The 21907-nt window shown below is 68.1% G+C and carries 16 protein-coding genes and 1 tRNA gene; 14 read left to right on the plus strand and 3 right to left on the minus strand.

All coding sequences use genetic code 11. The annotated features are described in order from the left end of the window. The first annotated feature begins 90 nt into the window (after positions 1 to 90). Positions 91 to 1146 (plus strand): UDP-N-acetylmuramate dehydrogenase, encoded by a 1056-nt coding sequence (locus ACODT5_RS41990; protein ID WP_422524209.1) that lies wholly within the window; start codon positions 91 to 93, stop codon positions 1144 to 1146. A gap of 17 nt (positions 1147 to 1163) precedes the next feature. Continuing rightward, a complete protein-coding gene (locus tag ACODT5_RS41995; protein WP_422524210.1) occupies positions 1164 to 1580 on the plus strand; it encodes a hypothetical protein in 417 nt (138 codons plus the stop codon). Between the two features lie 15 nt (positions 1581 to 1595). Here the strand turns inward: ACODT5_RS41995 and ACODT5_RS42000 are convergent, their stop codons facing one another. Both ACODT5_RS42000 and ACODT5_RS42005 read right to left on the minus strand, forming a co-directional pair. Next, a complete protein-coding gene (locus tag ACODT5_RS42000) occupies positions 1596 to 2615 on the minus strand; it encodes an adenosine deaminase (RefSeq protein ID WP_422524211.1) in 1020 nt (339 codons plus the stop codon). Positions 2616 to 3003: 388 nt separating this feature from the next. Beyond that, complete coding sequence (locus tag ACODT5_RS42005) at positions 3004 to 4230, minus strand: pyridoxal phosphate-dependent aminotransferase (protein ID WP_422524212.1); 1227 nt, start codon at positions 4228 to 4230, stop codon at positions 3004 to 3006. 191 nt (positions 4231 to 4421) lie between these two features. Here ACODT5_RS42005 and ACODT5_RS42010 point away from each other — a divergent pair. The 10 genes from ACODT5_RS42010 (at position 4422) to ACODT5_RS42055 (ending at position 17788) form a co-directional block, all read left to right on the plus strand. Further along, positions 4422 to 4494: transfer RNA gene (locus ACODT5_RS42010), tRNA-Trp, on the plus strand. A gap of 107 nt (positions 4495 to 4601) precedes the next feature. Further along, a complete protein-coding gene (secE, locus tag ACODT5_RS42015; protein WP_243333337.1) occupies positions 4602 to 4883 on the plus strand; it encodes a preprotein translocase subunit SecE in 282 nt (93 codons plus the stop codon). Between the two features lie 84 nt (positions 4884 to 4967). Continuing rightward, positions 4968 to 5930: a transcription termination/antitermination protein NusG gene (nusG, locus tag ACODT5_RS42020; protein WP_422524213.1), complete on the plus strand. Its 963-nt coding sequence runs from the start codon at positions 4968 to 4970 to the stop codon at positions 5928 to 5930. 170 nt (positions 5931 to 6100) lie between these two features. Next, the gene (gene rplK, locus ACODT5_RS42025; protein WP_266905484.1) at positions 6101 to 6535 is read left to right on the plus strand and encodes a 50S ribosomal protein L11; all 435 of its coding nucleotides are present in this window, start codon (positions 6101 to 6103) and stop codon (positions 6533 to 6535) included. Between the two features lie 86 nt (positions 6536 to 6621). Beyond that, on the plus strand, positions 6622 to 7350 hold the full coding sequence (gene rplA, locus ACODT5_RS42030; protein ID WP_327254470.1) for a 50S ribosomal protein L1: 729 nt from the start codon (positions 6622 to 6624) through the stop codon (positions 7348 to 7350). A 239-nt stretch (positions 7351 to 7589) separates the two neighbouring features. Then, positions 7590 to 8408 carry an SCO4651 family lipoprotein gene (locus tag ACODT5_RS42035; RefSeq protein WP_422524214.1) on the plus strand — a complete coding sequence of 273 codons (819 nt, stop codon included), beginning with the start codon at positions 7590 to 7592 and terminating at the stop codon, positions 8406 to 8408. A 291-nt stretch (positions 8409 to 8699) separates the two neighbouring features. Further along, positions 8700 to 9230: a 50S ribosomal protein L10 gene (gene rplJ, locus ACODT5_RS42040; protein ID WP_215023401.1), complete on the plus strand. Its 531-nt coding sequence runs from the start codon at positions 8700 to 8702 to the stop codon at positions 9228 to 9230. A gap of 110 nt (positions 9231 to 9340) precedes the next feature. Continuing rightward, positions 9341 to 9721 carry a 50S ribosomal protein L7/L12 gene (gene rplL / locus ACODT5_RS42045; protein WP_422524215.1) on the plus strand — a complete coding sequence of 127 codons (381 nt, stop codon included), beginning with the start codon at positions 9341 to 9343 and terminating at the stop codon, positions 9719 to 9721. A gap of 587 nt (positions 9722 to 10308) precedes the next feature. Next, positions 10309 to 13791, plus strand: a complete 3483-nt coding sequence (gene rpoB, locus ACODT5_RS42050; RefSeq protein WP_422524216.1) for a DNA-directed RNA polymerase subunit beta — start codon at positions 10309 to 10311, stop codon at positions 13789 to 13791. A gap of 97 nt (positions 13792 to 13888) precedes the next feature. Then, positions 13889 to 17788 (plus strand): DNA-directed RNA polymerase subunit beta', encoded by a 3900-nt coding sequence (locus ACODT5_RS42055; protein WP_422524217.1) that lies wholly within the window; start codon positions 13889 to 13891, stop codon positions 17786 to 17788. Between the two features lie 88 nt (positions 17789 to 17876). On the opposite strand, the gene ACODT5_RS42060 is transcribed toward ACODT5_RS42055, so the two are convergent. Beyond that, the gene (locus ACODT5_RS42060) at positions 17877 to 20357 is read right to left on the minus strand and encodes a YfhO family protein (protein ID WP_422524218.1); all 2481 of its coding nucleotides are present in this window, start codon (positions 20355 to 20357) and stop codon (positions 17877 to 17879) included. 667 nt (positions 20358 to 21024) lie between these two features. Between ACODT5_RS42060 and rpsL the strand changes: the two genes are divergently transcribed. Further along, positions 21025 to 21396, plus strand: a complete 372-nt coding sequence (rpsL, locus tag ACODT5_RS42065) for a 30S ribosomal protein S12 (protein ID WP_007265893.1) — start codon at positions 21025 to 21027, stop codon at positions 21394 to 21396. Positions 21397 to 21399: 3 nt separating this feature from the next. Then, on the plus strand, positions 21400 to 21870 hold the full coding sequence (gene rpsG, locus ACODT5_RS42070) for a 30S ribosomal protein S7 (protein ID WP_267751584.1): 471 nt from the start codon (positions 21400 to 21402) through the stop codon (positions 21868 to 21870). Positions 21871 to 21907 lie beyond the last annotated feature (37 nt).

Genomic DNA, 21907 nt, shown 5'->3' on the forward strand with positions numbered 1-21907 from the left:
GCCCGCTACTGAGCTTCTGTGGTGTCGGTGATGCCACTACGGTCCGTGGCCCCGCCTGGTCCGGGGGACGCGGACCGTACTCTTGTCCACGTGCAGGAACTCCACGACGCCCCCCTCGCCCCGCTGACCACCTTCCGGCTCGGCGGCCCCGCCGCCCGGCTGGTCACCGCGACCACCGACGCCGAGGTCGTCGCCACCGTGCGCGCCGCGGACGAGAGCGGCACCCCGCTCCTGGTCATCGGCGGCGGCAGCAACCTGGTCATCGGCGACCAGGGCTTCGACGGCACCGCCCTGCGGATCGCGACCACCGGGTTCGCGCTTGACGGGACGCGCCTGGAGCTCGCCGCCGGTGAGAACTGGAGCGAGGCCGTCGCCCGCGTCGTCGACGCCGGGCTCGCGGGCATCGAATGCCTCGCCGGGATCCCCGGCTCGGCCGGCGCCACCCCGATCCAGAACGTCGGGGCGTACGGCCAGGAGGTCTGCGACACGATCACCGAGGTCGTCGCCTACGACCGCACGCGCGGGGAAACGGTCACCCTGTCGGCCGCCGAGTGCGCGTTCTCGTACCGCGACAGCCTCTTCAAGCACCGGCCCGACCGGTACGTCGTCCTGCGCGTCCGGTTCGCCCTGGAGGACGCGGGCGGCCTGTCCGCACCGGTCAAGTACCCCGAGACGGCCCGCGCCCTCGGTGTCGAGGCCGGCGACCGGGTGCCCGCCGCCCAGGCCCGCGAGACCGTCCTGCGGCTGCGCGCCGGCAAGGGCATGGTCCTCGACCCCGCCGACCACGACACCTGGTCGGCCGGCTCCTTCTTCCACAACCCGATCCTCGGCGACGAGGCGTACGCCGCCTTCCTCGCCCGCGCCCAGGAGCGGCTCGGCCCCGGGACCGCCCCGCCCGCGTACCCGGCCGGAGAAGGCCGTACGAAGACCAGCGCGGCCTGGCTGATCGACAAGGCCGGCTTCACCAAGGGCTACGGCGAGGGCCCCGCCCGGATCTCCACCAAGCACACCCTCGCCCTCACCAACCGGGGCGAGGCCACCACCGAAGACCTCCTCGCCCTGGCCCGCGAGGTCGTCGCGGGCGTCCACGCGGCCTTCGGCGTCACCCTGGTCAACGAGCCGGTGACGGTCGGCGTCAGCATCTGAGGAGTCCCGGCCCGCCCATGCTCTGTCCCCTGCACGGGGCCGGTACGGACCCCACCCGGCTGGTGGGACGCACGATCGACAAGGTCGTCGCGTCCTGGCACATCAGCGACGGCGAGCGCTCCGAGGCTCCCCTCGACGTCTGGCTCCTCGACAGCGACGGGGAGTCCACCCGCATCACCACCGGGTCCGACGCCTGTCTCATCGTGGAATCCGAGTCCCCGCACGAGCCCTACGACATGGGGGAGTGGGGCCGCATCGAGGTCGGCGAGGACCTCGGGGACCACCCCTTCCTGCGCCACCTCGGCGAGACCGTGGAGTCGGTCGCCGAGTTCGCGCTGCCCGCGCAGGGGCGCACCCACCTGGAGATCGGCTTCCCGGACGGCGCGCGGGTACGGGCCGACTGCCACGAGGGCGACCTGCGGCTCACGCGCTGACGCGCGCCGCCCCCCTTACGAGGCGATCCAGTGGTCGATCCCCGACAGCAGCTTCTCCTGTACGCCGACGGGCGCCGCGCTGCCGCGCACCGACTGGCGGGCCAGCTCGGCCAGCTCCGCGTCGGTGAAGGCGTGGTACCGGCGGGCGATCTCGTACTGGGCCGCGAGCCGGGACCCGAAGAGCAGCGGGTCGTCCGCCCCCAGGGCCATCGGCACCCCGGCCTCGAAGAGCGTGCGCAGCGGGACGTCCTCGTGGCGCTCGTACACCCCGAGGGCGACGTTGGACGCCGGGCAGACCTCGCAGGTGATCTGCCGGTCGGCGAGCCGCTCGAGCAGGCGGGGATCCTCGGCGGCCCGTACGCCGTGCCCGATGCGGGCGGCGTGCAGATCGTCGAGGCAGTCGCGGACGGAGGACGGGCCGGTGAGCTCGCCGCCGTGCGGGGCCGCGAGCAGCCCGCCCTCGCGGGCGATGGCGAAGGCCCGGTCGAAGTCGCGGGCCATGCCGCGGCGCTCGTCGTTGGAGAGCCCGAAGCCGACGATGCCGCGGTCGGCGTAGCGGACGGCGAGCCGGGCCAGGGTGCGGGCGTCGAGGGGGTGCTTCATGCGGTTGGCGGCGATGACGACGCGCATGCCGAGGCCGGTCTCGCGGGAGGCGGCGTCCACGGCGTCGAGGATGATCTCGACGGCCGGGATCATCCCGCCGAGGAGGGGGGCGTAGGAGGTGGGATCCACCTGGATCTCCAGCCAGCCGCTGCCGTCGCGCACGTCCTCCTCCGCGGCCTCGCGGACCAGCCGGCGGATGTCGTCGGGCTCGCGGAGGCAGGAGCGGGCGGCGTCGTAGAGCCGCTGGAAGCGGAACCAGCCGCGTTCGTCGGTGGCGCGGAGCTTCGGTGGCTCGGCGGAGGTGAGGGCGTCCGGGAGGCGGACGCCGTACTTGTCGGCGAGCTCCAGCAGGGTCGACGGGCGCATCGAACCGGTGAAGTGCAGGTGGAGGTGGGCTTTCGGCAGAAGCGTGAGGTCGCGTACGTGCTCCATTTGCTGATCCTGCCGCACTTGTCACCCGATCGGCAGCCCGATTCCCTGAACGGGTCCTTGCCCGAACGTAAATCCGCGGGTGCAGGGGAGCGGGGAGCCGCTGCACGGGGCCTCCCGGGCGCTGCCCGGACCCGCGCCTCAAACGCCGGCGGGGCTGGATCTTCCCGACCGCCGACGGTCACGTACGGGCTGACGCCGGCCATATCCAGCCCCTCCGGCGTTTGAGGAGCGGGGTCTGGGGCCGAGCCCCAGGGGGGTCCGGGCGGAGCCCGGGGAACGGGCGAAGGGCGGGGCGGGGACTTTCGCCCCGCGCAGCGGCGGCTCCGGAAACGCCTGAGCGGCGGCTCCCCCGGAGGGAACCGCCGCTCAGACCTGGCTGCGGGCCGCTCTAGGCCTTGGCCTCCGCCAGGAGCTTCTGGATGCGGGAGACGCCCTCGACCAGGTCCTCGTCGCCCAGGGCGTAGGAGAGGCGGAGGTAGCCGGGGGTGCCGAAGGCCTCGCCCGGGACGACCGCGACCTCGGCCTCGTCCAGGATCAGCGCGGCGAGCTCGACGGAGGTCTGCGGGCGCTTGCCGCGGATCTCCTTGCCGAGGACGTCCTTGACCACCGGGTAGCAGTAGAACGCACCCTCGGGGGTCGGGCAGAAGACGCCGTCGATCTCGTTCAGCATCCGCACCATCGTCTGGCGGCGGCGGTCGAAGGCCGTGCGCATCTCGTGGACGGCGTCCAGGTTGCCGGAGACGGCGGCCAGCGCCGCGACCTGGGCCACGTTGGAGACGTTGGAGGTGGCGTGCGACTGGAGGTTGGTCGCGGCCTTGACCACGTCCTTCGGGCCGATGACCCAGCCCACGCGCCAGCCCGTCATGGCGTACGTCTTGGCGACGCCGTTGACGATGATGCACTTGTCGGCCAGCTCGGGAACGATCGCCGGGAGGGAGACGAACTTCGCGTCGCCGTAGACCAGGTGCTCGTAGATCTCGTCGGTCAGGACCCACAGGCCCTTCTCGACGGCCCAGCGGCCGATCGCCTCGGCGTCGGCCTCGGTGTAGACGGCGCCGGTCGGGTTCGACGGGGAGACGAAGAGGACGACCTTCGTGCGCTCGGTGCGGGCCGCTTCGAGCTGCTCGACGGAGACCCGGTAACCGGTGGTCTCGTCGGCGACGACCTCGACCGGGACACCGCCCGCGAGACGGATCGACTCCGGGTACGTGGTCCAGTACGGGGCCGGGACGATGACCTCGTCACCCGGGTCCAGGATGGCCGCGAACGCCTCGTAGATCGCCTGCTTGCCGCCGTTGGTCACCAGGACCTGGGACGCGTCGACCTCGTAGCCGGAGTCGCGCAGCGTCTTCGCGGCGATGGCGGCCTTCAGCTCGGGCAGACCGCCGGCCGGGGTGTAGCGGTGGTACTTGGGGTTGCGGCAGGCCTCGACCGCGGCGTCGACGATGTAGTCCGGGGTCGGGAAGTCGGGCTCACCCGCTCCGAAACCGATCACCGGACGCCCGGCGGCCTTGAGGGCCTTGGCCTTGGCGTCCACGGCGAGGGTGGCGGACTCGGAGATGGCACCGATACGGGCGGATACGCGGCGCTCGGCGGAAGGCGTTTCAGAGGTCATGCGGCCAATCGTCCCAGACGCGAAACGAGCGCCGCACTCCGTTTCAGTTACCGGACGGACGCTCTCCGGCCGATGCTGTTCGACGTCAGGGCCCGGACCACGTACACTCAACCGTCGTTGGCCCTCGTCAACCGCTGCAGAGCGTGAGCACACCGTGCACTCGCCCGGATGCGGTAGGTTGAGGGACGCAAAGGGTCGTAGCTCAATTGGTAGAGCACTGGTCTCCAAAACCAGCGGTTGGGGGTTCGAGTCCCTCCGGCCCTGCTCCACACTCCTTCTCGGAAGTGTGTGCGCAGGTACGTACTTAGATGCAGTGCCGTGCGGCGCAACCGGGCGCGGCTACGGCCACGACCCGGATTCAGGTGAGAGACGTGACGGACGCCCTGGGCTCCATCGACATGCCTGACGCCGAGGATGACACTCGCGAGAAGAAGGCCCGCAAGGGCGGCAAGCGCGGCAAGAAGGGCCCTCTGGGTCGTCTCGCGCTGTTCTACCGCCAGATCGTCGCGGAACTCCGCAAGGTTGTATGGCCCACTCGCAACCAGCTGACGACGTACACCTCTGTGGTGATTGTCTTCGTCGTCATCATGATCGGTCTGGTGACCGTGATTGACTATGGGTTCCAGGAAGCCATCAAGTTCGTCTTCGGCTGATCCCCGCGGAGGGCGGCGCCTTGATGGGTGCCGCCCGTTTTCGCATGTTCGACCACCTTTTGTATCCAGGAAGAAGCAGCCACCGTGTCTGACCCGAACCTGAACGTGAGCCCCGACTCCGTCGAGTCCGTCGAGGACGAGCTCGACATCGTCGAGGCTGCAGACGCTGTGGACCCGGACGAGGCCGAGCTCGCCGACGCCGAGGCGGGTGTCGCCGCCGAAGAGGCCGCGCTGCACGTCGAGGGCGAGGTCGACGCCGAAGCTGACTTCGAGGACGCTGACGACTCCGACGAGGACGACGCCGAAGAGGCCGACGACTCCGAGGACGCCGACGAGGACGAGGCCGACGAGGCCTCCGACGACGCCGTCGAGGCCGAGGCTGACGACGCGGAGGCCGAAGAGGCTGCCGAAGTCGAGCCCGCCGAGCCCGTCGACCCCATCCAGGCCCTGCGCGAAGAGCTGCGCCTCCTGCCCGGCGAGTGGTACGTCATCCACACCTACGCCGGCTACGAGAAGCGCGTGAAGGCCAACCTGGAGCAGCGCGCCGTCTCGCTCAACGTCGAGGACTTCATCTACCAGGCCGAGGTGCCCGAGGAAGAGATCGTCCAGATCAAGAACGGCGAGCGCAAGAACGTCCGGCAGAACAAGCTGCCCGGTTACGTTCTCGTCCGCATGGATCTGACGAACGAGTCCTGGGGCGTCGTCCGCAACACCCCGGGCGTCACCGGCTTCGTGGGCAACGCGTACGACCCGTACCCGCTGACCCTGGACGAGATCGTCAAGATGCTCGCTCCGGAGCTGCAGGAGAAGGCCGCCAAGCTGGCAGCGGAAGAGGCCGGTCTGCCGGCTCCCGCCGTCAAGCGCGCCATCGAGGTCCTGGACTTCGAGGTCGGCGACTCGGTCACCGTCACCGACGGCCCGTTCGCGACGCTGCAGGCGACCATCAACGAGATCAACCCGGACTCGAAGAAGGTCAAGGGTCTCGTCGAGATCTTCGGCCGCGAGACCCCGGTCGAGCTCAGCTTCGACCAGATCCAGAAGAACTGATCCACAGCCTTCTGGCACACGCTTCCGGACAGGTCAGATGGCCCGCTTGCGGGCGGTCTGACCTGCTCGGTTTTCTGCCTCGCACCGATACCCGTTATCGTGGTGCGGTATGCCTCCATCCGGATGACCGGATTGGCGGCGAAAACTCTCACTAGGACCCGGAGAGAGCAATGCCTCCCAAGAAGAAGAAGATCACGGGGCTTATCAAGCTCCAGATCAAGGCCGGTGCGGCCAACCCGGCTCCGCCGGTCGGCCCCGCGCTCGGTCAGCACGGCGTCAACATCATGGAGTTCTGCAAGGCCTACAACGCCGCGACCGAGTCGCAGCGTGGCATGGTCGTGCCGGTGGAGATCACGGTCTACGACGACCGCTCCTTCACCTTCATCACCAAGACGCCGCCGGCCGCGCGCCTCATCCTGAAGGCCGCAGGCATCGAGAAGGGCTCCGGCGAGCCGCACAAGACCAAGGTCGCCAAGCTTTCCGGCGCCCAGGTCCGCGAGATCGCCGAGCTGAAGATGCCCGACCTGAACGCCAACGACGTCGACGCCGCGATGAAGATCATCGCCGGCACCGCGCGTTCGATGGGCGTCACGGTCGAAGGCTGATTCAGCCACCCCCCAGCACCACAGTGGTAGGGCCAAGCGCTGGTCCGCACCACGACTCCATGCCTGATCACAACACAGGAGCAGAAGTGAAGCGCAGCAAGACTCTCCGCGCTGCGGACGCCAAGGTCGACCGGGAGAAGCTTTACGCCCCGCTCGAGGCCGTCCGTGTCGCCAAGGAGACCTCCGCGACCAAGTTCGACAGCACCGTCGAGGTCGCCTTCCGCCTGGGTGTAGACCCGCGCAAGGCCGACCAGATGGTCCGCGGCACCGTGAACCTCCCGCACGGCACCGGCAAGACCGCCCGGGTCCTGGTCTTCGCGACCGGTGACCGTGCTGCGGCCGCGGAAGCCGCCGGCGCCGACATTGTCGGCGACGACGAGCTCATCAACGAGATCGCCAAGGGCAACCGCCTCAACGAGTTCGACGCCGTTGTCGCCACGCCGGACCTCATGGGCAAGGTCGGCCGCCTCGGCCGCGTGCTCGGTCCCCGTGGCCTGATGCCGAACCCGAAGACCGGCACCGTCACGATGGACGTCGCGAAGGCTGTCACCGAGATCAAGGGTGGCAAGATCGAGTTCCGCGTCGACAAGCACTCGAACCTGCACTTCATCATCGGCAAGGTCTCCTTCTCCGATGAGCAGCTGGTCGAGAACTACGGCGCGGCCCTGGACGAGATCCTTCGTCTGAAGCCGTCCGCCGCGAAGGGCCGCTACATCAAGAAGGCCGCCCTCAGCACCACCATGGGCCCCGGCATCCTGCTGGACTCCAACCGCACCCGGAACCTCCTCGTCGAGGAAGACCCGGCCGCGGTCTGACTGAGCCGGGCCTGACGGCCCGCTGAAGTTGCCGAACGGGCCCTTCGCCCCCCATGGGGGGCGAAGGGCCCGTTCTTGCGTTCCGCCCGGAAAACGGCGGAGTGATCGGCCGACCGGCCCGTAGGGTCGCGTTTCAAAGCCGACGATCACGCACGCCAGGGGCGGCGCTTTCGTTCGCGTACAGGAACAGCAACGACGACGAACGACGAACAAGGTTTTCTTTCATGGGGGAGCACGGAATGAACAAGGCTGTCCGGACGCGGACCGGTGCCGCCCTGGCGGGCGCAGCACTGCTCGTGAGCGGCCTCGCGGCATGCGGCGCGGACGAGCCCGCCGTGGGCAAGGGCGGGGGCGGCGACTCGACGAGCGAGGCGGCCAAGCCTCCGACGCCCGCGGAGGCGGTGAAGGCGGCCTACCTCAAGACGGCGGCCGCCAAGTCCGCCGAGGTCGAGCTGACGACCACCGACCCGGCACAGAAGACCTCGGGCCAGTCCGGCTCCAAGGGCTGGTACCCGTCCAGCCACGACGTCGTCCTGAAGGGCGACGGGCCCGACAAGCACTCGATCATGATCGGCGACACCATCTGGACCAAGCTGGACAAGCCCCTGCAGGGCAAGTCCTGGATGAAGATGGACCTGGCCAAGGACGGAAAGCCGGGTGTGCGGCGCAACGAGGACCCGGCCGAGTACCTGGCGATGCTCCTCGGGCAGGACACCGTCCGGTACGTGGGCGCGGAGCAGGTCGACGGGATCGAGGCCGAGCACTACAAGGCCATCCTCACGGGCGCGGAGCTGCTGAAGGCGGACGAGGCCACGAAGGTCATGGAGGAGAAGAACCGCCAGTACCTCCACGAGGCGCTCAAGGGCGTCAAGGAGCTCCGCGTCGACCTGTGGATCGGCAAGGACGGGTATCCCGTCCGCTGGGACTCCACGGAGACGGGGGCCCCGGAGGGTCCGCTCCGGACGAAGGCGAAGTTCTCCGCCTTCGGTACGACTCCCGCCGTGGTCGCGCCCCCGGCCGGGGACACGGCGGACTTCGACGAGGTCATGGGTCGCTGAGCAGCAGGGGCCCTTGCGGGGACCGGTCCGCGAGGGCCCCGGCGGGCGGATTTGCTCCTCATCGGGTGGTTCACGTACTCTTCCGAAGAAGCCAAAGACCGCTGGTCGTTGCCGTGCCTGCAAGGGTGCGGTGGCCGAAGGATCCGCTAACTGCGGACGTCCTGCGCAGGTGTTCAAGGAAAGTTCCCGGACTCGTTCCGGTTGAGCTACGCCCTGGCGCCTGCGCCGGGGCGTTTCGTATTTACGCCCCTTCTGAGCGGTCCTCATCACCCGGAAGGAGGCCGACGCACTATGCCGACGCCCAACAAGGCTGCCGCGGTAGCCGAGCTCACGGACCAGTTCCGCGACTCGAACGCCGCCGTGCTGACCGAGTACCGGGGTCTCACCGTCGCGCAGCTCAAGACGCTGCGTCGCTCTCTCGGTGAGAACGCCCAGTACGCCGTGGTGAAGAACACGCTGACCAAGATTGCGGCCAACCAGGCCGGGATCACCGCGCTGGACGAGCACTTCGCTGGTCCCACCGCGGTCGCCTTCATCACCGGTGACCCGGTGGAGTCGGCGAAGAGCCTGCGTGACTTCGCCAAGGAAAACCCGAACCTCATCATCAAGGCGGGTGTCCTTGATGGTAAGGCGCTCACCGCCGATGAGATCAAGAAGCTTGCGGACCTCGAGTCCCGCGAGGTTCTGCTCAGCAAGCTGGCCGGCGCGTTCAAGGGCAAGCAGTCTCAGGCTGCCTCGCTCTTCCAGGCGCTGCCGTCGAAGTTCGTCCGCACTGCGGAAGCGCTTCGCGTCAAGCTCGCCGAGCAGGGCGGTGCCGAGTAATTCGGCTCGCGCACTGATCCACGCCGCCTAGTGCGTGGGTCAAAGCGGGCCGTTACGCCCGCCTCTATATACATCCGGCACCTGCCGATTTAGTGGAAGGATCGCCCATCATGGCGAAGCTCTCTCAGGAAGACCTGCTCGCTCAGTTCGAGGAGCTCACGCTCATCGAGCTCTCCGAGTTCGTGAAGGCGTTCGAGGAGAAGTTCGACGTCACCGCCGCTGCGGCCGTCGCCGCTGCCCCGGCCGGTGGCGCTGCCGCCCCCGCCGAGGTCGAGGAGCAGGACGAGTTCGACGTCATCCTCACCGCCGCCGGTGACAAGAAGATCCAGGTCATCAAGGTCGTCCGCGAGCTGACCTCCCTCGGTCTGAAGGAGGCCAAGGACCTCGTCGACGGCGCTCCGAAGCCCGTCCTCGAGAAGGTCGCCAAGGAGGCCGCTGACAAGGCCGCCGAGACCCTCAAGGCCGCCGGCGCTTCCGTCGAGGTCAAGTAACACCTCTGAGGCCTCTCTGAGGCCTCAACCAAGGGCGATCACCCGTAAGGGTGGTCGCCCTTTGGCGTACCCGGAGTGCCTGATTTGCCCCCGTCTCGTTGGGGAGTAGGGTGATCTTCGTTGCTCTGCGGCAGGGTCCTTCGATGATCCGCTCGGAGCAGGGGGCCTTGACGAACGGGACGCGGCGCGCAATTCTCAGATCCGTCGTGAGATCGGCAGGCCCGATCCGAGATCCGAGGCATGGATCGGGTCCGTATCGGGCATGGATCGACTACGAAGAGGGCAGTACTGCTACGCGCTCTGTATGCGAGCCGAGCGGGACGCACAGTTGTTTAAACGACATGGGGAAGGCCTGTTGCCGGTTTCCGGAAACCTGGTCTGGACATCAGTGAGCCTAGTGGCTACACTGACCCTTTGCGCTGCCTGTTAGCTGCCCCCTGCCCGTCGCCAGGGGCATGCCCACGCATGAGCACACTTGATTGAACGGCCCTGAGCTGGTCCTTTGACCAGATGGGGGGCGCTTGTCTTCTGTGTCAGCTGGGACCGGTACGCGCGTAGTGAGTCCGAGCCCTCGGAAGGACCCCCTCTTGGCCGCCTCGCGCAACGCCTCGACCAATACGAACAACGGTGCCAGCACCGCCCCGCTGCGCATCTCCTTTGCAAAGATCAAGGAGCCCCTCGAGGTTCCGAACCTCCTGGCGCTGCAGACCGAGAGCTTTGACTGGCTGCTCGGCAACGCCGCCTGGAAGTCTCGCGTCGAGTCGGCGCTTGAGAGCGGACAGGACGTTCCCACCAAGTCCGGTCTGGAAGAGATCTTCGAGGAGATCTCGCCGATCGAGGACTTCTCCGGGTCGATGTCGCTGACGTTCCGCGACCACCGTTTCGAGCCGGCGAAGAACTCGGTCGACGAGTGCAAGGACCGCGACTTCACGTACGCGGCGCCGCTTTTCGTCACTGCCGAGTTCACGAACAACGAGACCGGAGAGATCAAGTCTCAGACGGTCTTCATGGGCGATTTCCCGCTCATGACCAACAAGGGCACCTTCGTCATCAACGGCACCGAGCGTGTCGTCGTGTCGCAGCTCGTCCGTTCCCCCGGTGTCTACTTCGACTCCTCCATCGACAAGACGTCCGACAAGGACATCTTCGCCGCCAAGATCATCCCTTCCCGGGGTGCCTGGCTCGAGATGGAGATCGACAAGCGCGACATGGTCGGTGTTCGCATCGACCGCAAGCGCAAGCAGTCCGTCACCGTTCTCCTGAAGGCTCTCGGCTGGACCACCGAGCAGATCATGGAGGAGTTCGGCCAGTACGAGTCCATGCGCGCCACCCTGGAGAAGGACCACACCCAGGGCCAGGACGACGCGCTGCTCGACATCTACCGCAAGCTGCGTCCGGGCGAACCGCCGACCCGCGAGGCCGCTCAGACGCTGCTCGAGAACCTCTACTTCAACCCGAAGCGCTACGACCTCGCGAAGGTCGGCCGCTACAAGGTGAACAAGAAGCTCGGCGCCGATGAGCCGCTGGACGCCGGCGTTCTCACCACCGACGACGTCATCGCGACCATCAAGTACCTGGTCAAGCTGCACGCCGGTGAGACCGAGACCGTCGGTGAGTCGGGTCGTTCGATCGTCGTCGAGACCGACGACATCGACCACTTCGGCAACCGTCGTCTGCGCAACGTCGGCGAGCTCATCCAGAACCAGGTCCGTACGGGTCTGGCTCGTATGGAGCGCGTCGTCCGCGAGCGGATGACGACCCAGGACGTCGAGGCGATCACGCCGCAGACCCTGATCAACATCCGGCCGGTCGTCGCCTCCATCAAGGAGTTCTTCGGCACCAGCCAGCTGTCGCAGTTCATGGACCAGAACAACCCGCTGTCGGGTCTCACCCACAAGCGCCGTCTGTCGGCGCTTGGCCCGGGTGGTCTGTCCCGTGAGCGGGCCGGCTTCGAGGTCCGAGACGTTCACCCGTCGCACTACGGCCGCATGTGCCCGATCGAGACCCCTGAAGGCCCGAACATCGGTCTGATCGGCTCGCTCGCGTCCTACGGCCGCGTCAACGCGTTCGGTTTCGTCGAGACCCCGTACCGCAAGGTCATCGAGGGTGTCGTCACCGACGAGGTCGACTACCTGACGGCCGACGAGGAAGACCGCTTCGTCATCGCCCAGGCCAACGCCGGCCTGTCCGACGACATGCGCTTCACCGAGAACCGCGTGCTGGTTCGTCGTCGTGGCGGCGAGATCGACTACATCGCCGGCGACGACGTCGACTACATGGACGTCTCCCCGCGCCAGATGGTGTCCGTCGCCACCGCGATGATCCCCTTCCTGGAGCACGACGACGCCAACCGTGCCCTCATGGGCGCGAACATGATGCGCCAGGCCGTTCCGCTCATCAAGGCGGAGGCGCCGCTCGTCGGCACCGGCATGGAGTACCGCTGTGCGGTCGACGCCGGTGACTCGATCCGTGCGGAGAAGGACGGTGTCGTCCAGGAGGTCTCGGCCGACTACATCACCGTCGCCAACGACGACGGCACGTACACCACGTACCGCGTCGCCAAGTTCTCCCGCTCGAATCAGGGCACCTCGGTCAACCAGAAGGTCATCGTCAACGAGGGTGACCGGATCGTGGAGTCCCAGGTCCTCGCCGACGGTCCTGCGACCGAAGAGGGCGAAATGGCCCTCGGCAAGAACCTGCTCGTCGCGTTCATGCCCTGGGAAGGTCACAACTACGAGGACGCGATCATCCTGTCGCAGCGCCTCGTACAGGACGACGTCCTCTCCTCGATTCACATCGAGGAGCACGAGGTCGACGCCCGTGACACCAAGCTGGGCCCCGAGGAGATCACCCGGGACATCCCGAACGTCTCCGAGGAGGTCCTGGCGGACCTCGACGAGCGCGGCATCATCCGCATCGGTGCGGACGTAGTCGCCGGCGACATCCTGGTCGGCAAGGTCACGCCCAAGGGCGAGACCGAGCTGACCCCGGAAGAGCGCCTGCTCCGCGCGATCTTCGGTGAGAAGGCCCGCGAGGTGCGTGACACCTCGCTCAAGGTTCCTCACGGTGAGATCGGCAAGGTCATCGGTGTCCGCGTCTTCGACCGCGAGGAGGGCGACGAGCTTCCCCCGGGCGTGAACCAGCTGGTCCGCGTCTACGTCGCCCAGAAGCGCAAGATCACCGACGGTGACAAGCTCGCCGGCCGCCACGGCAACAAGGGTGTCATCTCCAAGATCCTTCCGATCGAGGACATGCCCTTCCTTGAGGACGGCACGCCGGTCGACATCATCCTGAACCCGCTGGGTGTCCCGTCCCGAATGAACCCGGGACAGGTCCTGGAGATCCACCTCGGCTGGCTCGCCAGCCGCGGCTGGGACGTCTCCGGGCTCGGCGAGGAGTGGGCCGAGCGGCTGAAGGTCATCGGCGCCGACAAGGTCGCGCCCGGTACCAACGTCGCCACCCCGGTGTTCGACGGTGCCCGCGAGGACGAGATCTCCGGCCTGTTCGAGCACACCATCCCGAACCGCGACGGGGACCGCCTGGTCCTCCCGACCGGCAAGGCGCACCTGTTCGACGGCCGCTCCGGCGAGCCGTTCCCGGAGCCGGTCTCGATCGGCTACATGTACATCCTGAAGCTCCACCACCTGGTCGATGACAAGCTCCACGCTCGGTCGACCGGTCCGTACTCGATGATCACGCAGCAGCCGCTGGGTGGTAAGGCGCAGTTCGGTGGCCAGCGCTTCGGTGAGATGGAGGTGTGGGCGCTTGAGGCTTATGGCGCCGCTTACGCCCTCCAGGAGCTCCTGACCATCAAGTCCGATGACGTGACCGGCCGCGTGAAGGTCTACGAGGCCATCGTCAAGGGCGAGAACATCCCCGAGCCGGGCATTCCCGAGTCCTTCAAGGTGCTCATCAAGGAAATGCAGTCGCTCTGCCTCAACGTGGAGGTGCTGTCCTCGGACGGCATGTCCATCGAGATGCGCGACACCGACGAGGACGTCTTCCGCGCGGCGGAGGAGCTCGGTATCGACCTGTCCCGGCGTGAGCCGAGCAGCGTCGAAGAGGTCTGACGGGCCTGACGGGGGGCTCGCTCAAGAGCCCCCCGTCATCCCCGGGACCGTTCAGACCATGATTGAGACTCGACCCCGAAAGAGGGATTGACGCACAGTGCTCGACGTCAACTTCTTCGACGAGCTGCGGATCGGCCTTGCCACCGCGGACGACATCCGAACCTGGTCCCACGGCGAGGTCAAGAAGCCGGAGACCATCAACTACCGCACCCTCAAGCCCGAGAAGGACGGACTCTTCTGCGAGAAGATCTTCGGTCCGACCCGGGACTGGGAGTGCTACTGCGGTAAGTACAAGCGTGTCCGCTTCAAGGGCATCATCTGTGAGCGTTGTGGCGTCGAAGTCACGCGCGCCAAGGTGCGTCGCGAGCGGATGGGCCACATCGAGCTTGCCGCTCCCGTCACCCACATCTGGTACTTCAAGGGCGTCCCGTCGCGCCTCGGATACCTGCTGGACCTCGCGCCGAAGGACCTCGAAAAGGTCATCTACTTCGCCGCGTACATGATCACGTTCGTGGACGACGAGCGCCGCACCCGCGACCTCCCGTCCCTGGAGGCGCACGTCTCCGTCGAGCGCCAGCAGATCGAGAACCGACGCGACTCGGACCTCGAAGGCCGCGCCAAGAAGCTCGAGACCGACCTGGCCGAGCTCGAGGCCGAGGGCGCCAAGGCCGACGTACGCCGCAAGGTGCGCGAAGGTGCCGAGCGCGAGATGAAGCAGCTCCGTGACCGCGCCCAGCGCGAGATCGACCGCCTCGACGAGGTGTGGGCCCGCTTCAAGAACCTCAAGGTCCAGGACCTCGAGGGCGACGAGCTGCTCTACCGCGAGCTGCGCGACCGCTTCGGTACGTACTTCGACGGCTGCATGGGCGCCGCGGCGCTCCAGAAGCGTCTGGAGTCCTTCGACCTCGACGAAGAGGCCGAGCGCCTCCGCGAGATCATCCGTACCGGCAAGGGCCAGAAGAAGACCCGTGCGCTCAAGCGCCTCAAGGTCGTCTCCGCGTTCCTGCAGACCAGCAACAAGCCCAAGGGCATGGTTCTGGACTGCGTGCCGGTGATCCCGCCGGACCTGCGTCCGATGGTGCAGCTGGACGGTGGCCGCTTCGCGACCTCCGACCTGAACGACCTGTACCGCCGCGTGATCAACCGCAACAACCGTCTGAAGCGCCTTCTCGACCTCGGTGCCCCCGAGATCATCGTGAACAACGAGAAGCGCATGCTTCAGGAGGCCGTCGACGCCCTCTTCGACAACGGTCGTCGTGGTCGTCCGGTGACCGGTCCCGGTAACCGCCCGCTGAAGTCCCTGAGCGACATGCTCAAGGGCAAGCAGGGTCGATTCCGTCAGAACCTTCTCGGCAAGCGCGTGGACTACTCCGCGCGTTCCGTGATCGTCGTCGGTCCCCAGCTGAAGCTGCACCAGTGTGGTCTGCCCAAGGCCATGGCGCTGGAGCTCTTCAAGCCGTTCGTGATGAAGCGCCTGGTCGACCTGAACCACGCGCAGAACATCAAGTCGGCGAAGCGCATGGTCGAGCGCGGCCGCACGGTCGTCTACGACGTGCTCGAAGAGGTCATCGCCGAGCACCCGGTTCTGCTGAACCGTGCGCCCACGCTGCACCGCCTCGGCATCCAGGCCTTCGAGCCCCAGCTGGTCGAAGGCAAGGCCATCCAGATCCACCCGCTCGTCTGCACCGCGTTCAACGCGGACTTCGACGGTGACCAGATGGCCGTGCACCTGCCGCTTTCGGCAGAGGCGCAGGCCGAGGCCCGCATCCTGATGCTGTCCTCGAACAACATCCTGAAGCCGGCAGACGGTCGTCCCGTCACCATGCCGACCCAGGACATGGTGCTGGGTCTGTTCTTCCTCACCACCGACGGCGAGCTCCGTGACGTCAAGGGCGAGGGCCGTGCGTTCGGCTCGACCGCCGAGGCGACCATGGCGTTCGACAACGGTGAGCTGGCGCTCCAGTCGGCCGTGGACATCCGCTTCCCGGTGGGCACCATCCCTCCGCGTGGCTGGGTGCACCCGGTCGCCGAGGAAGGCGAGCAGGAGTTCCAGGCGGGCGACCAGTTCCGGCTGCGCACCACCCTGGGTCGCGCGCTCTTCAACGAGCTGCTGCCCGAGGACTACCCGTTCGTCGACTACTCGGTGGGCAAGAAGCAGCTCTCCGAGATCGTCAACGACCTGGCGGAGCGCTACCCCAAGGTGATCGTGGCGGCGACGCTCGACAACCTGAAGGCGGCCGGCTTCCACTGGGCGACCCGTTCGGGCGTCACCGTGGCCGTCTCCGACATCGTCGTGCCCGAGGCCAAGAAGGCCATCGTCAAGGGCTACGAGGAGCTGGACGAGAAGGTCCAGAAGCAGTACGAGCGCGGTCTGATCACCAAGGACGAGCGCACGCAGGAGCTCATCGCGATCTGGACCAAGGCGACCAACGAGGTTGCCGAGGCGATGAACGCGAACTTCCCCAAGACGAACCCCATCTTCATGATGGTTGACTCGGGTGCCCGAGGAAACATGATGCAGATGCGACAGATCGCCGGTATGCGTGGTCTGGTGTCGAACGCGAAGAACGAGACCATCCCGCGTCCGATCAAGGCGTCCTTCCGTGAGGGCCTCACCGTTCTGGAGTACTTCATCTCCACGCACGGTGCCCGTAAGGGTCTGGCGGACACCGCGCTGCGTACCGCCGACTCGGGTTACCTCACCCGTCGTCTGGTGGACGTCTCGCAGGACGTCATCATCCGCGAGGAGGACTGCGGCACCGAGCGCGGCCTGAAGCTGAAGATCGGCGTCAAGGACGAGACCGGCGTTCTGCGCAAGGCCGACGACGTCGAGACCTCCATCTACGCCCGCATGCTGGCCGAGGACGTCGTCATCGACGGCAAGGTCATCGCGCCGGCCAACGTGGACCTCGGTGACGTGCTCATCGACGCCCTCATCGCGAACGGCGTCGAGGAGGTCAAGACCCGCTCGGTCCTGACCTGTGAGTCCGCGGTCGGCACCTGTGCCTTCTGCTACGGACGCTCGCTCGCCACCGGCAAGCTGGTCGACATCGGTGAGGCGGTCGGCATCATCGCGGCCCAGTCCATCGGTGAGCCCGGTACCCAGCTGACGATGCGTACCTTCCACACCGGTGGTGTGGCCGGTGACGACATCACGCAGGGTCTGCCGCGTGTCGTCGAGCTCTTCGAGGCCCGTACCCCGAAGGGTGTCGCCCCGATCTCCGAGGCCGCCGGTCGCGTGCGGATCGAGGAGACCGAGAAGACGAAGAAGATCGTCATCACGCCCGACGACGGCAGCGAGGAGACGCCCTTCCCGATCTCCAAGCGCGCCAAGGTCATCGTCAGCGAGGGTGACCACGTCGAGGTCGGCCAGAAGCTCACCATGGGTGCGACCAACCCGCACGACGTGCTGCGCATCCTCGGCCAGCGTGCGGTCCAGGTCCACTTGGTCGGCGAAGTCCAGAAGGTCTACAACTCGCAGGGCGTGTCGATCCACGACAAGCACATCGAGATCATCATCCGGCAGATGCTGCGCCGCGTGACGATCATCGAGTCCGGCGACGCGGAGCTCCTGCCGGGCGAGCTGGTCGAGCGGTCGAAGTTCGAGACCGAGAACCGTCGTGTGGTCACCGAGGGCGGTCACCCCGCCTCCGGCCGTCCGCAGCTGATGGGTATCACCAAGGCCTCGCTCGCGACCGAGTCCTGGCTGTCGGCGGCGTCCTTCCAGGAGACGACCAGGGTTCTGACGGACGCGGCGATCAACGCCAAGTCCGACTCCCTGATCGGCCTCAAGGAGAACGTCATCATCGGTAAGCTCATCCCGGCCGGTACGGGCCTCGCCCGCTACCGCAACATCCGGGTCGAGCCGACCGAGGAAGCCAAGGCCGCGATGTACTCGGCCGTCGGCTACGACGACATCGACTACTCGCCCTTCGGCACCGGCTCCGGCCAGGCTGTCCCGCTGGAGGACTACGACTACGGCCCGTACAACGGCTGAGCTCGTTAGCTAGTACGAGGAAGCCCCCCGCCGCTCCGAGAGGAGAGGCGGGGGGCTTCTTCGTGTCCTGGGTCGGGCCCGGCCGGGATCAGGCTCCGGTGCGGCGCCGGCGCAGGCGCAGGCCCGTCATGGTGACCGAGGCCAGGGCCAGGAGGCCGAGGGTGGCGCCTGCCAGGCCCGGGGTGAGGCCCTCGGGGCGGAAGGTGCAGGAGACCTTGGCCGTGCCCTGCGGGATGTCCAGGGAGACCAGGCCGTGGAAGCTCTTCACCGGGGCCGAGCACCGCCAGCCGGGGACGGCGGTCATCGCGAAGACGGCGGTGCCGGAGGCCTCCTTCGGGAGGGTGGCCTCGATGGTGTGGCCGCCCGCGCTGACGCGGGTGGCGCCCGTGGCCGTGAGGCGGCCGACCGTCGTGGCGAGCGCGGCCCGGTCCAGGCAGCCGACGGGGTGGGCGCCGGCGGCGGCGCCCCTGGTACGGGTCCGCACGGTGACGTCGACCCGTCCGGAGGCGGGGACCCCGCCCAGGCGCAGGACCCCGGCCGTGCGGTCCTCCAGGGGCCTCTCGGTGCCCGCGTAGGAGAGGGTGCCGTACAGCCGGGGCGAGTACCAGAAGGCTTCGGAGCCGGGGGCGCACCGGGCGGTGTACCGCTGCTTCGCGGCGCTGCCGCCGCGGGTGACGGGCGGAACCCGGTAGACGGTGGCGCCGAGGACCTGCTCCTGGTGGGCGTAGACGCCGGCCGGGGGGTTGGGGGAGGTGTACGGGGCGCTGCGGACGGTGACCAGTGGCGGGGCGGGGAAGGTGCGGGCCGTCCAGCTGTCCTTCTCCGGGCCCGGTTCGGCGCGGGCGCCGATCGAGAAGATCGCGTCCAGGACGGGGTTGTCGGCGCCGAAGAGGGTGCGGCCGTCGTTCTTGTAGCCGTAGCCGAGGGGTTCCAGGGCCTTGTACGTGGCCTCGGGGAGGTAGCTGCTGTAGTACTGCGGGCCGTGTGCCCGGAGCGCGAGGGCGTCGTTGTACGAGGTCTGCGGGCCGCCCGAGTCGGTGCGGTACGCGGGCCAGCCGTCGACCGAGCGGACGGCGTCGAAGTGGTTGGTGATCGACCTGCTGGAGGTGGCGATCGGCTTCGCCCAGCGTTCGCGGGCACGGCGGGCGTCCGCGCCCGCGGCGGCGGCGGTGGATTCGGCGAAGACGACGCCGACCATGAGGACCGCGGCCACGGGGACCAGTACGCGGTGCTTCTCTCCCAGGGCCAGGAGGACCAGCGCGAGGAGCGACACCGCGCCGCCCCCCAGGACGGCCGGCCAGGTGGCCCCGCCGAAGTCGTCGGTGTGGCGCAGCGCGAAGGTCGCGGCGACCAGCAGGGCCGCCGTCAGGGCCAGGTGCGCCGGGCGCGGCCGGTTGGCCAGCGACAGCCAGGCGATGACCACCACCATGCCGCTGAACACGAAGGTCTCGCGGTACGGGTTGCCGTTCGGCACGGCCAGCCCGTGCCAGACGTACTGGGTGGGCGGGAACTGGAACGAGAGGACGACGAGCAGGGCCGCCGCCGTCCAGGCCAGGCGGGTCCTGCGCGCGATCCGCGTGTTGAGGAGGAAGGACCCGGCCAGGATCAGGCCGAGCGAGGCCACGTACAGCCGGGGACGGCCGCCCCACAGATGGGTGCCGGGGAGCATGCCCGTCAGGAAGACCTCGATCCGGACGGGGTCGAAGGCGGCCGCTCCGGTGGGCTGGGCGGCTCCGCTGGAGAGGAACGCGGGCAGGAGCAGGGGGAGCGTGAGCAGGATGCCCGTCGCGGCGGCCGTCCCGGCCCGCCACGCGGTGCGCAGCCGCTGGGCTCCGGTGAGCTCGAGGACGATCAGGCGGACGGCGAGCAGCACGCAGGCGGCCATCGTCGCCATCATCGCCGTGTAGAAGTTCCCGAACCAGGCGAGCGCGACCAGCAGGGCCACGCCGGGCCAGCGGCGGTCCTCCAGGCACCACTCGACGGCGATGCCCAGCAGCGGGAGCGCGACCAGGCCCCACAGCCACATCGGGATGTACGAGGCGTCGCTGAGCGCCCAGCCGCACAGCCCGTAGACGGCTCCGAGCACGCCCCGCTGCCACCACGGGCCGGCGTGGAGCTTGCCGAGGTAGACGGTCATCAGGGCGGCGGCGGCGCCCATCGTGACCGGGGTGATCGCGAAGACGGCGAGGTCCACGTGGGCGCGGGGGACCAGGACGGCCAGCCAGGAGAAGGGGTTGCCGAGGTAGGTGTAGTAGTCGGACAGGAACTGCTGGCCGAAGCCGCCGCGCCAGGTGAAGAGGAGGTCGCCGGCGGCCCTGCCGTGGACCAGGTCCCACAGGGCCCGGTGGAAGGGGACGTACTGGTTGGCCTGGTCGTTGACGGCCCGGCCGGTGTCGCCGAAGGGGAAGGTGCCCCGGACCGCCCAGGACGCGCAGAAGGCGCCCGAGGCCGTGAGGAACGCGAGGAGCGGGCCGTAGAAGCGGAGGGCGCGGCGCGGTGCGGGCCGGCGCCGGTCCTGATCGGCGGGCGGACTGCTCTGCGTCGCGGGCTCGACGGCCAAGGTCCCCAAGGGTCTGCTCCCTGCTGGTCGACTGTCCGGCTGGTGGTACGTCGGATCGGGCGCCCATGCTGTCGCGCAGCGGCCGCGCTCCAGGGCGGTTGACGGCGTGGCGGGGCCGGGGAGCCCGGACGCGTGGACCCGGACGGGCGGTGGGGCGGCTGTCGGCAGGGCGGTCCGGACGGGTGTGCGCAGGGTGCGCTCGCCGGCTCCGGACGCGGGGGTTCCACCTTTCGGTGGAGCGGCGGGGCCGCGGTTGTCGGCCGGGGATCGTGGGCCCGTGGACGCGGGTGAACCCACGGCCACCGCCCCGGTACGGTGCGTGCGGCCGGGGGCGGCGGTGGTTCCGCTTAGCACATGTGCACCACGGCCGCACGTCGGAGGGGTCGCATCCCGGCTTCGGCCTTGTGGCGACTGGCCTGCGGGTCCTTCGGGCTTGGGGGGCCGGGGCTTTTGTTTTGACCGGAGTGGATGCGGTAGGTACGCTCAGACCTTGTGCCTGGGGTGTGCCTGGGCTCCTGTGCGTGTCCATCAACCGCACCTGAGCCGTATCAGCCACCGCGATTCATGCGTTTCCACGCTTGCGTGGAGGTCCGCCGGATCCGACACACCCGACCGCGTGGGTCGGCAAATGTTCCAGGTTAGCTTCACTACACGGCACACAGAAACCGGAGAAGTAGTGCCTACGATCCAGCAGCTGGTCCGTAAGGGCCGGCAGGACAAGGTCGAGAAGACCAAGACCCCCGCGCTCGAGGCTTCGCCCCAGCGTCGCGGCGTCTGCACGCGCGTGTTCACGACCACCCCGAAGAAGCCGAACTCGGCGCTGCGTAAGGTCGCGCGTGTGCGTCTGACCTCTGGCATCGAGGTCACCGCTTACATTCCGGGTGAGGGACACAACCTGCAGGAGCACTCGATCGTGCTCGTGCGTGGTGGCCGTGTGAAGGACCTGCCGGGTGTTCGTTACAAGATCATCCGCGGTGCGCTTGACACCCAGGCTGTCAAGAACCGCAAGCAGGCCCGCAGCCGCTACGGCGCCAAGAAGGAGAAGTAAAAAATGCCTCGTAAGGGCCCCGCCCCGAAGCGCCCGGTCATCATCGACCCGGTCTACGCATCTCCTCTGGTGACGTCGCTCATCAACAAGATCCTCATGAACGGCAAGCGCTCCACCGCCGAGCGCATCGTTTACGGCGCCATGGAAGGCCTCCGCGAGAAGACCGGCAACGACCCGGTCATCACGCTGAAGCGCGCGCTGGAGAACGTCAAGCCGTCGCTTGAGGTCAAGTCCCGCCGTGTCGGTGGCGCCACCTACCAGGTGCCGATCGAGGTCAAGCCGGGTCGTCAGTCGACCCTCGCGCTGCGCTGGCTCGTGGGTTACTCCCGCGCCCGCCGCGAGAAGACGATGACCGAGCGCCTCATGAACGAGCTGCTCGACGCGTCGAACGGTCTTGGCGCTGCCGTCAAGAAGCGTGAGGACACGCACAAGATGGCCGAGTCCAACAAGGCCTTCGCGCACTACCGCTGGTAGTCCCAACCCACATCGAGACCGAGAGAAGACTGAGCCG

It is taken from the genome of Streptomyces tatrensis, assembly GCF_049310065.1.
GTDB lineage: Bacteria > Actinomycetota > Actinomycetes > Streptomycetales > Streptomycetaceae > Streptomyces.

Bases quoted from the DNA above. Each gene is read 5' to 3' on its own strand.
- ACODT5_RS41995 (WP_422524210.1), top strand. From the start codon at position 1,164: ATGCTCTGTCCCCTGCACGGGGCCGGTACGGACCCCACCCGGCTGGTG.
- ACODT5_RS42000 (WP_422524211.1), bottom strand. From the start codon at position 2,615: ATGGAGCACGTACGCGACCTCACGCTTCTGCCGAAAGCCCACCTCCAC.
- ACODT5_RS42005 (WP_422524212.1), bottom strand. From the start codon at position 4,230: ATGACCTCTGAAACGCCTTCCGCCGAGCGCCGCGTATCCGCCCGTATC.
- rplK (WP_266905484.1), top strand. From the start codon at position 6,101: ATGCCTCCCAAGAAGAAGAAGATCACGGGGCTTATCAAGCTCCAGATC.
- ACODT5_RS42035 (WP_422524214.1), top strand. From the start codon at position 7,590: ATGAACAAGGCTGTCCGGACGCGGACCGGTGCCGCCCTGGCGGGCGCA.
- rplJ (WP_215023401.1), top strand. From the start codon at position 8,700: ATGCCGACGCCCAACAAGGCTGCCGCGGTAGCCGAGCTCACGGACCAG.
- rplL (WP_422524215.1), top strand. From the start codon at position 9,341: ATGGCGAAGCTCTCTCAGGAAGACCTGCTCGCTCAGTTCGAGGAGCTC.
- rpsG (WP_267751584.1), top strand. From the start codon at position 21,400: ATGCCTCGTAAGGGCCCCGCCCCGAAGCGCCCGGTCATCATCGACCCG.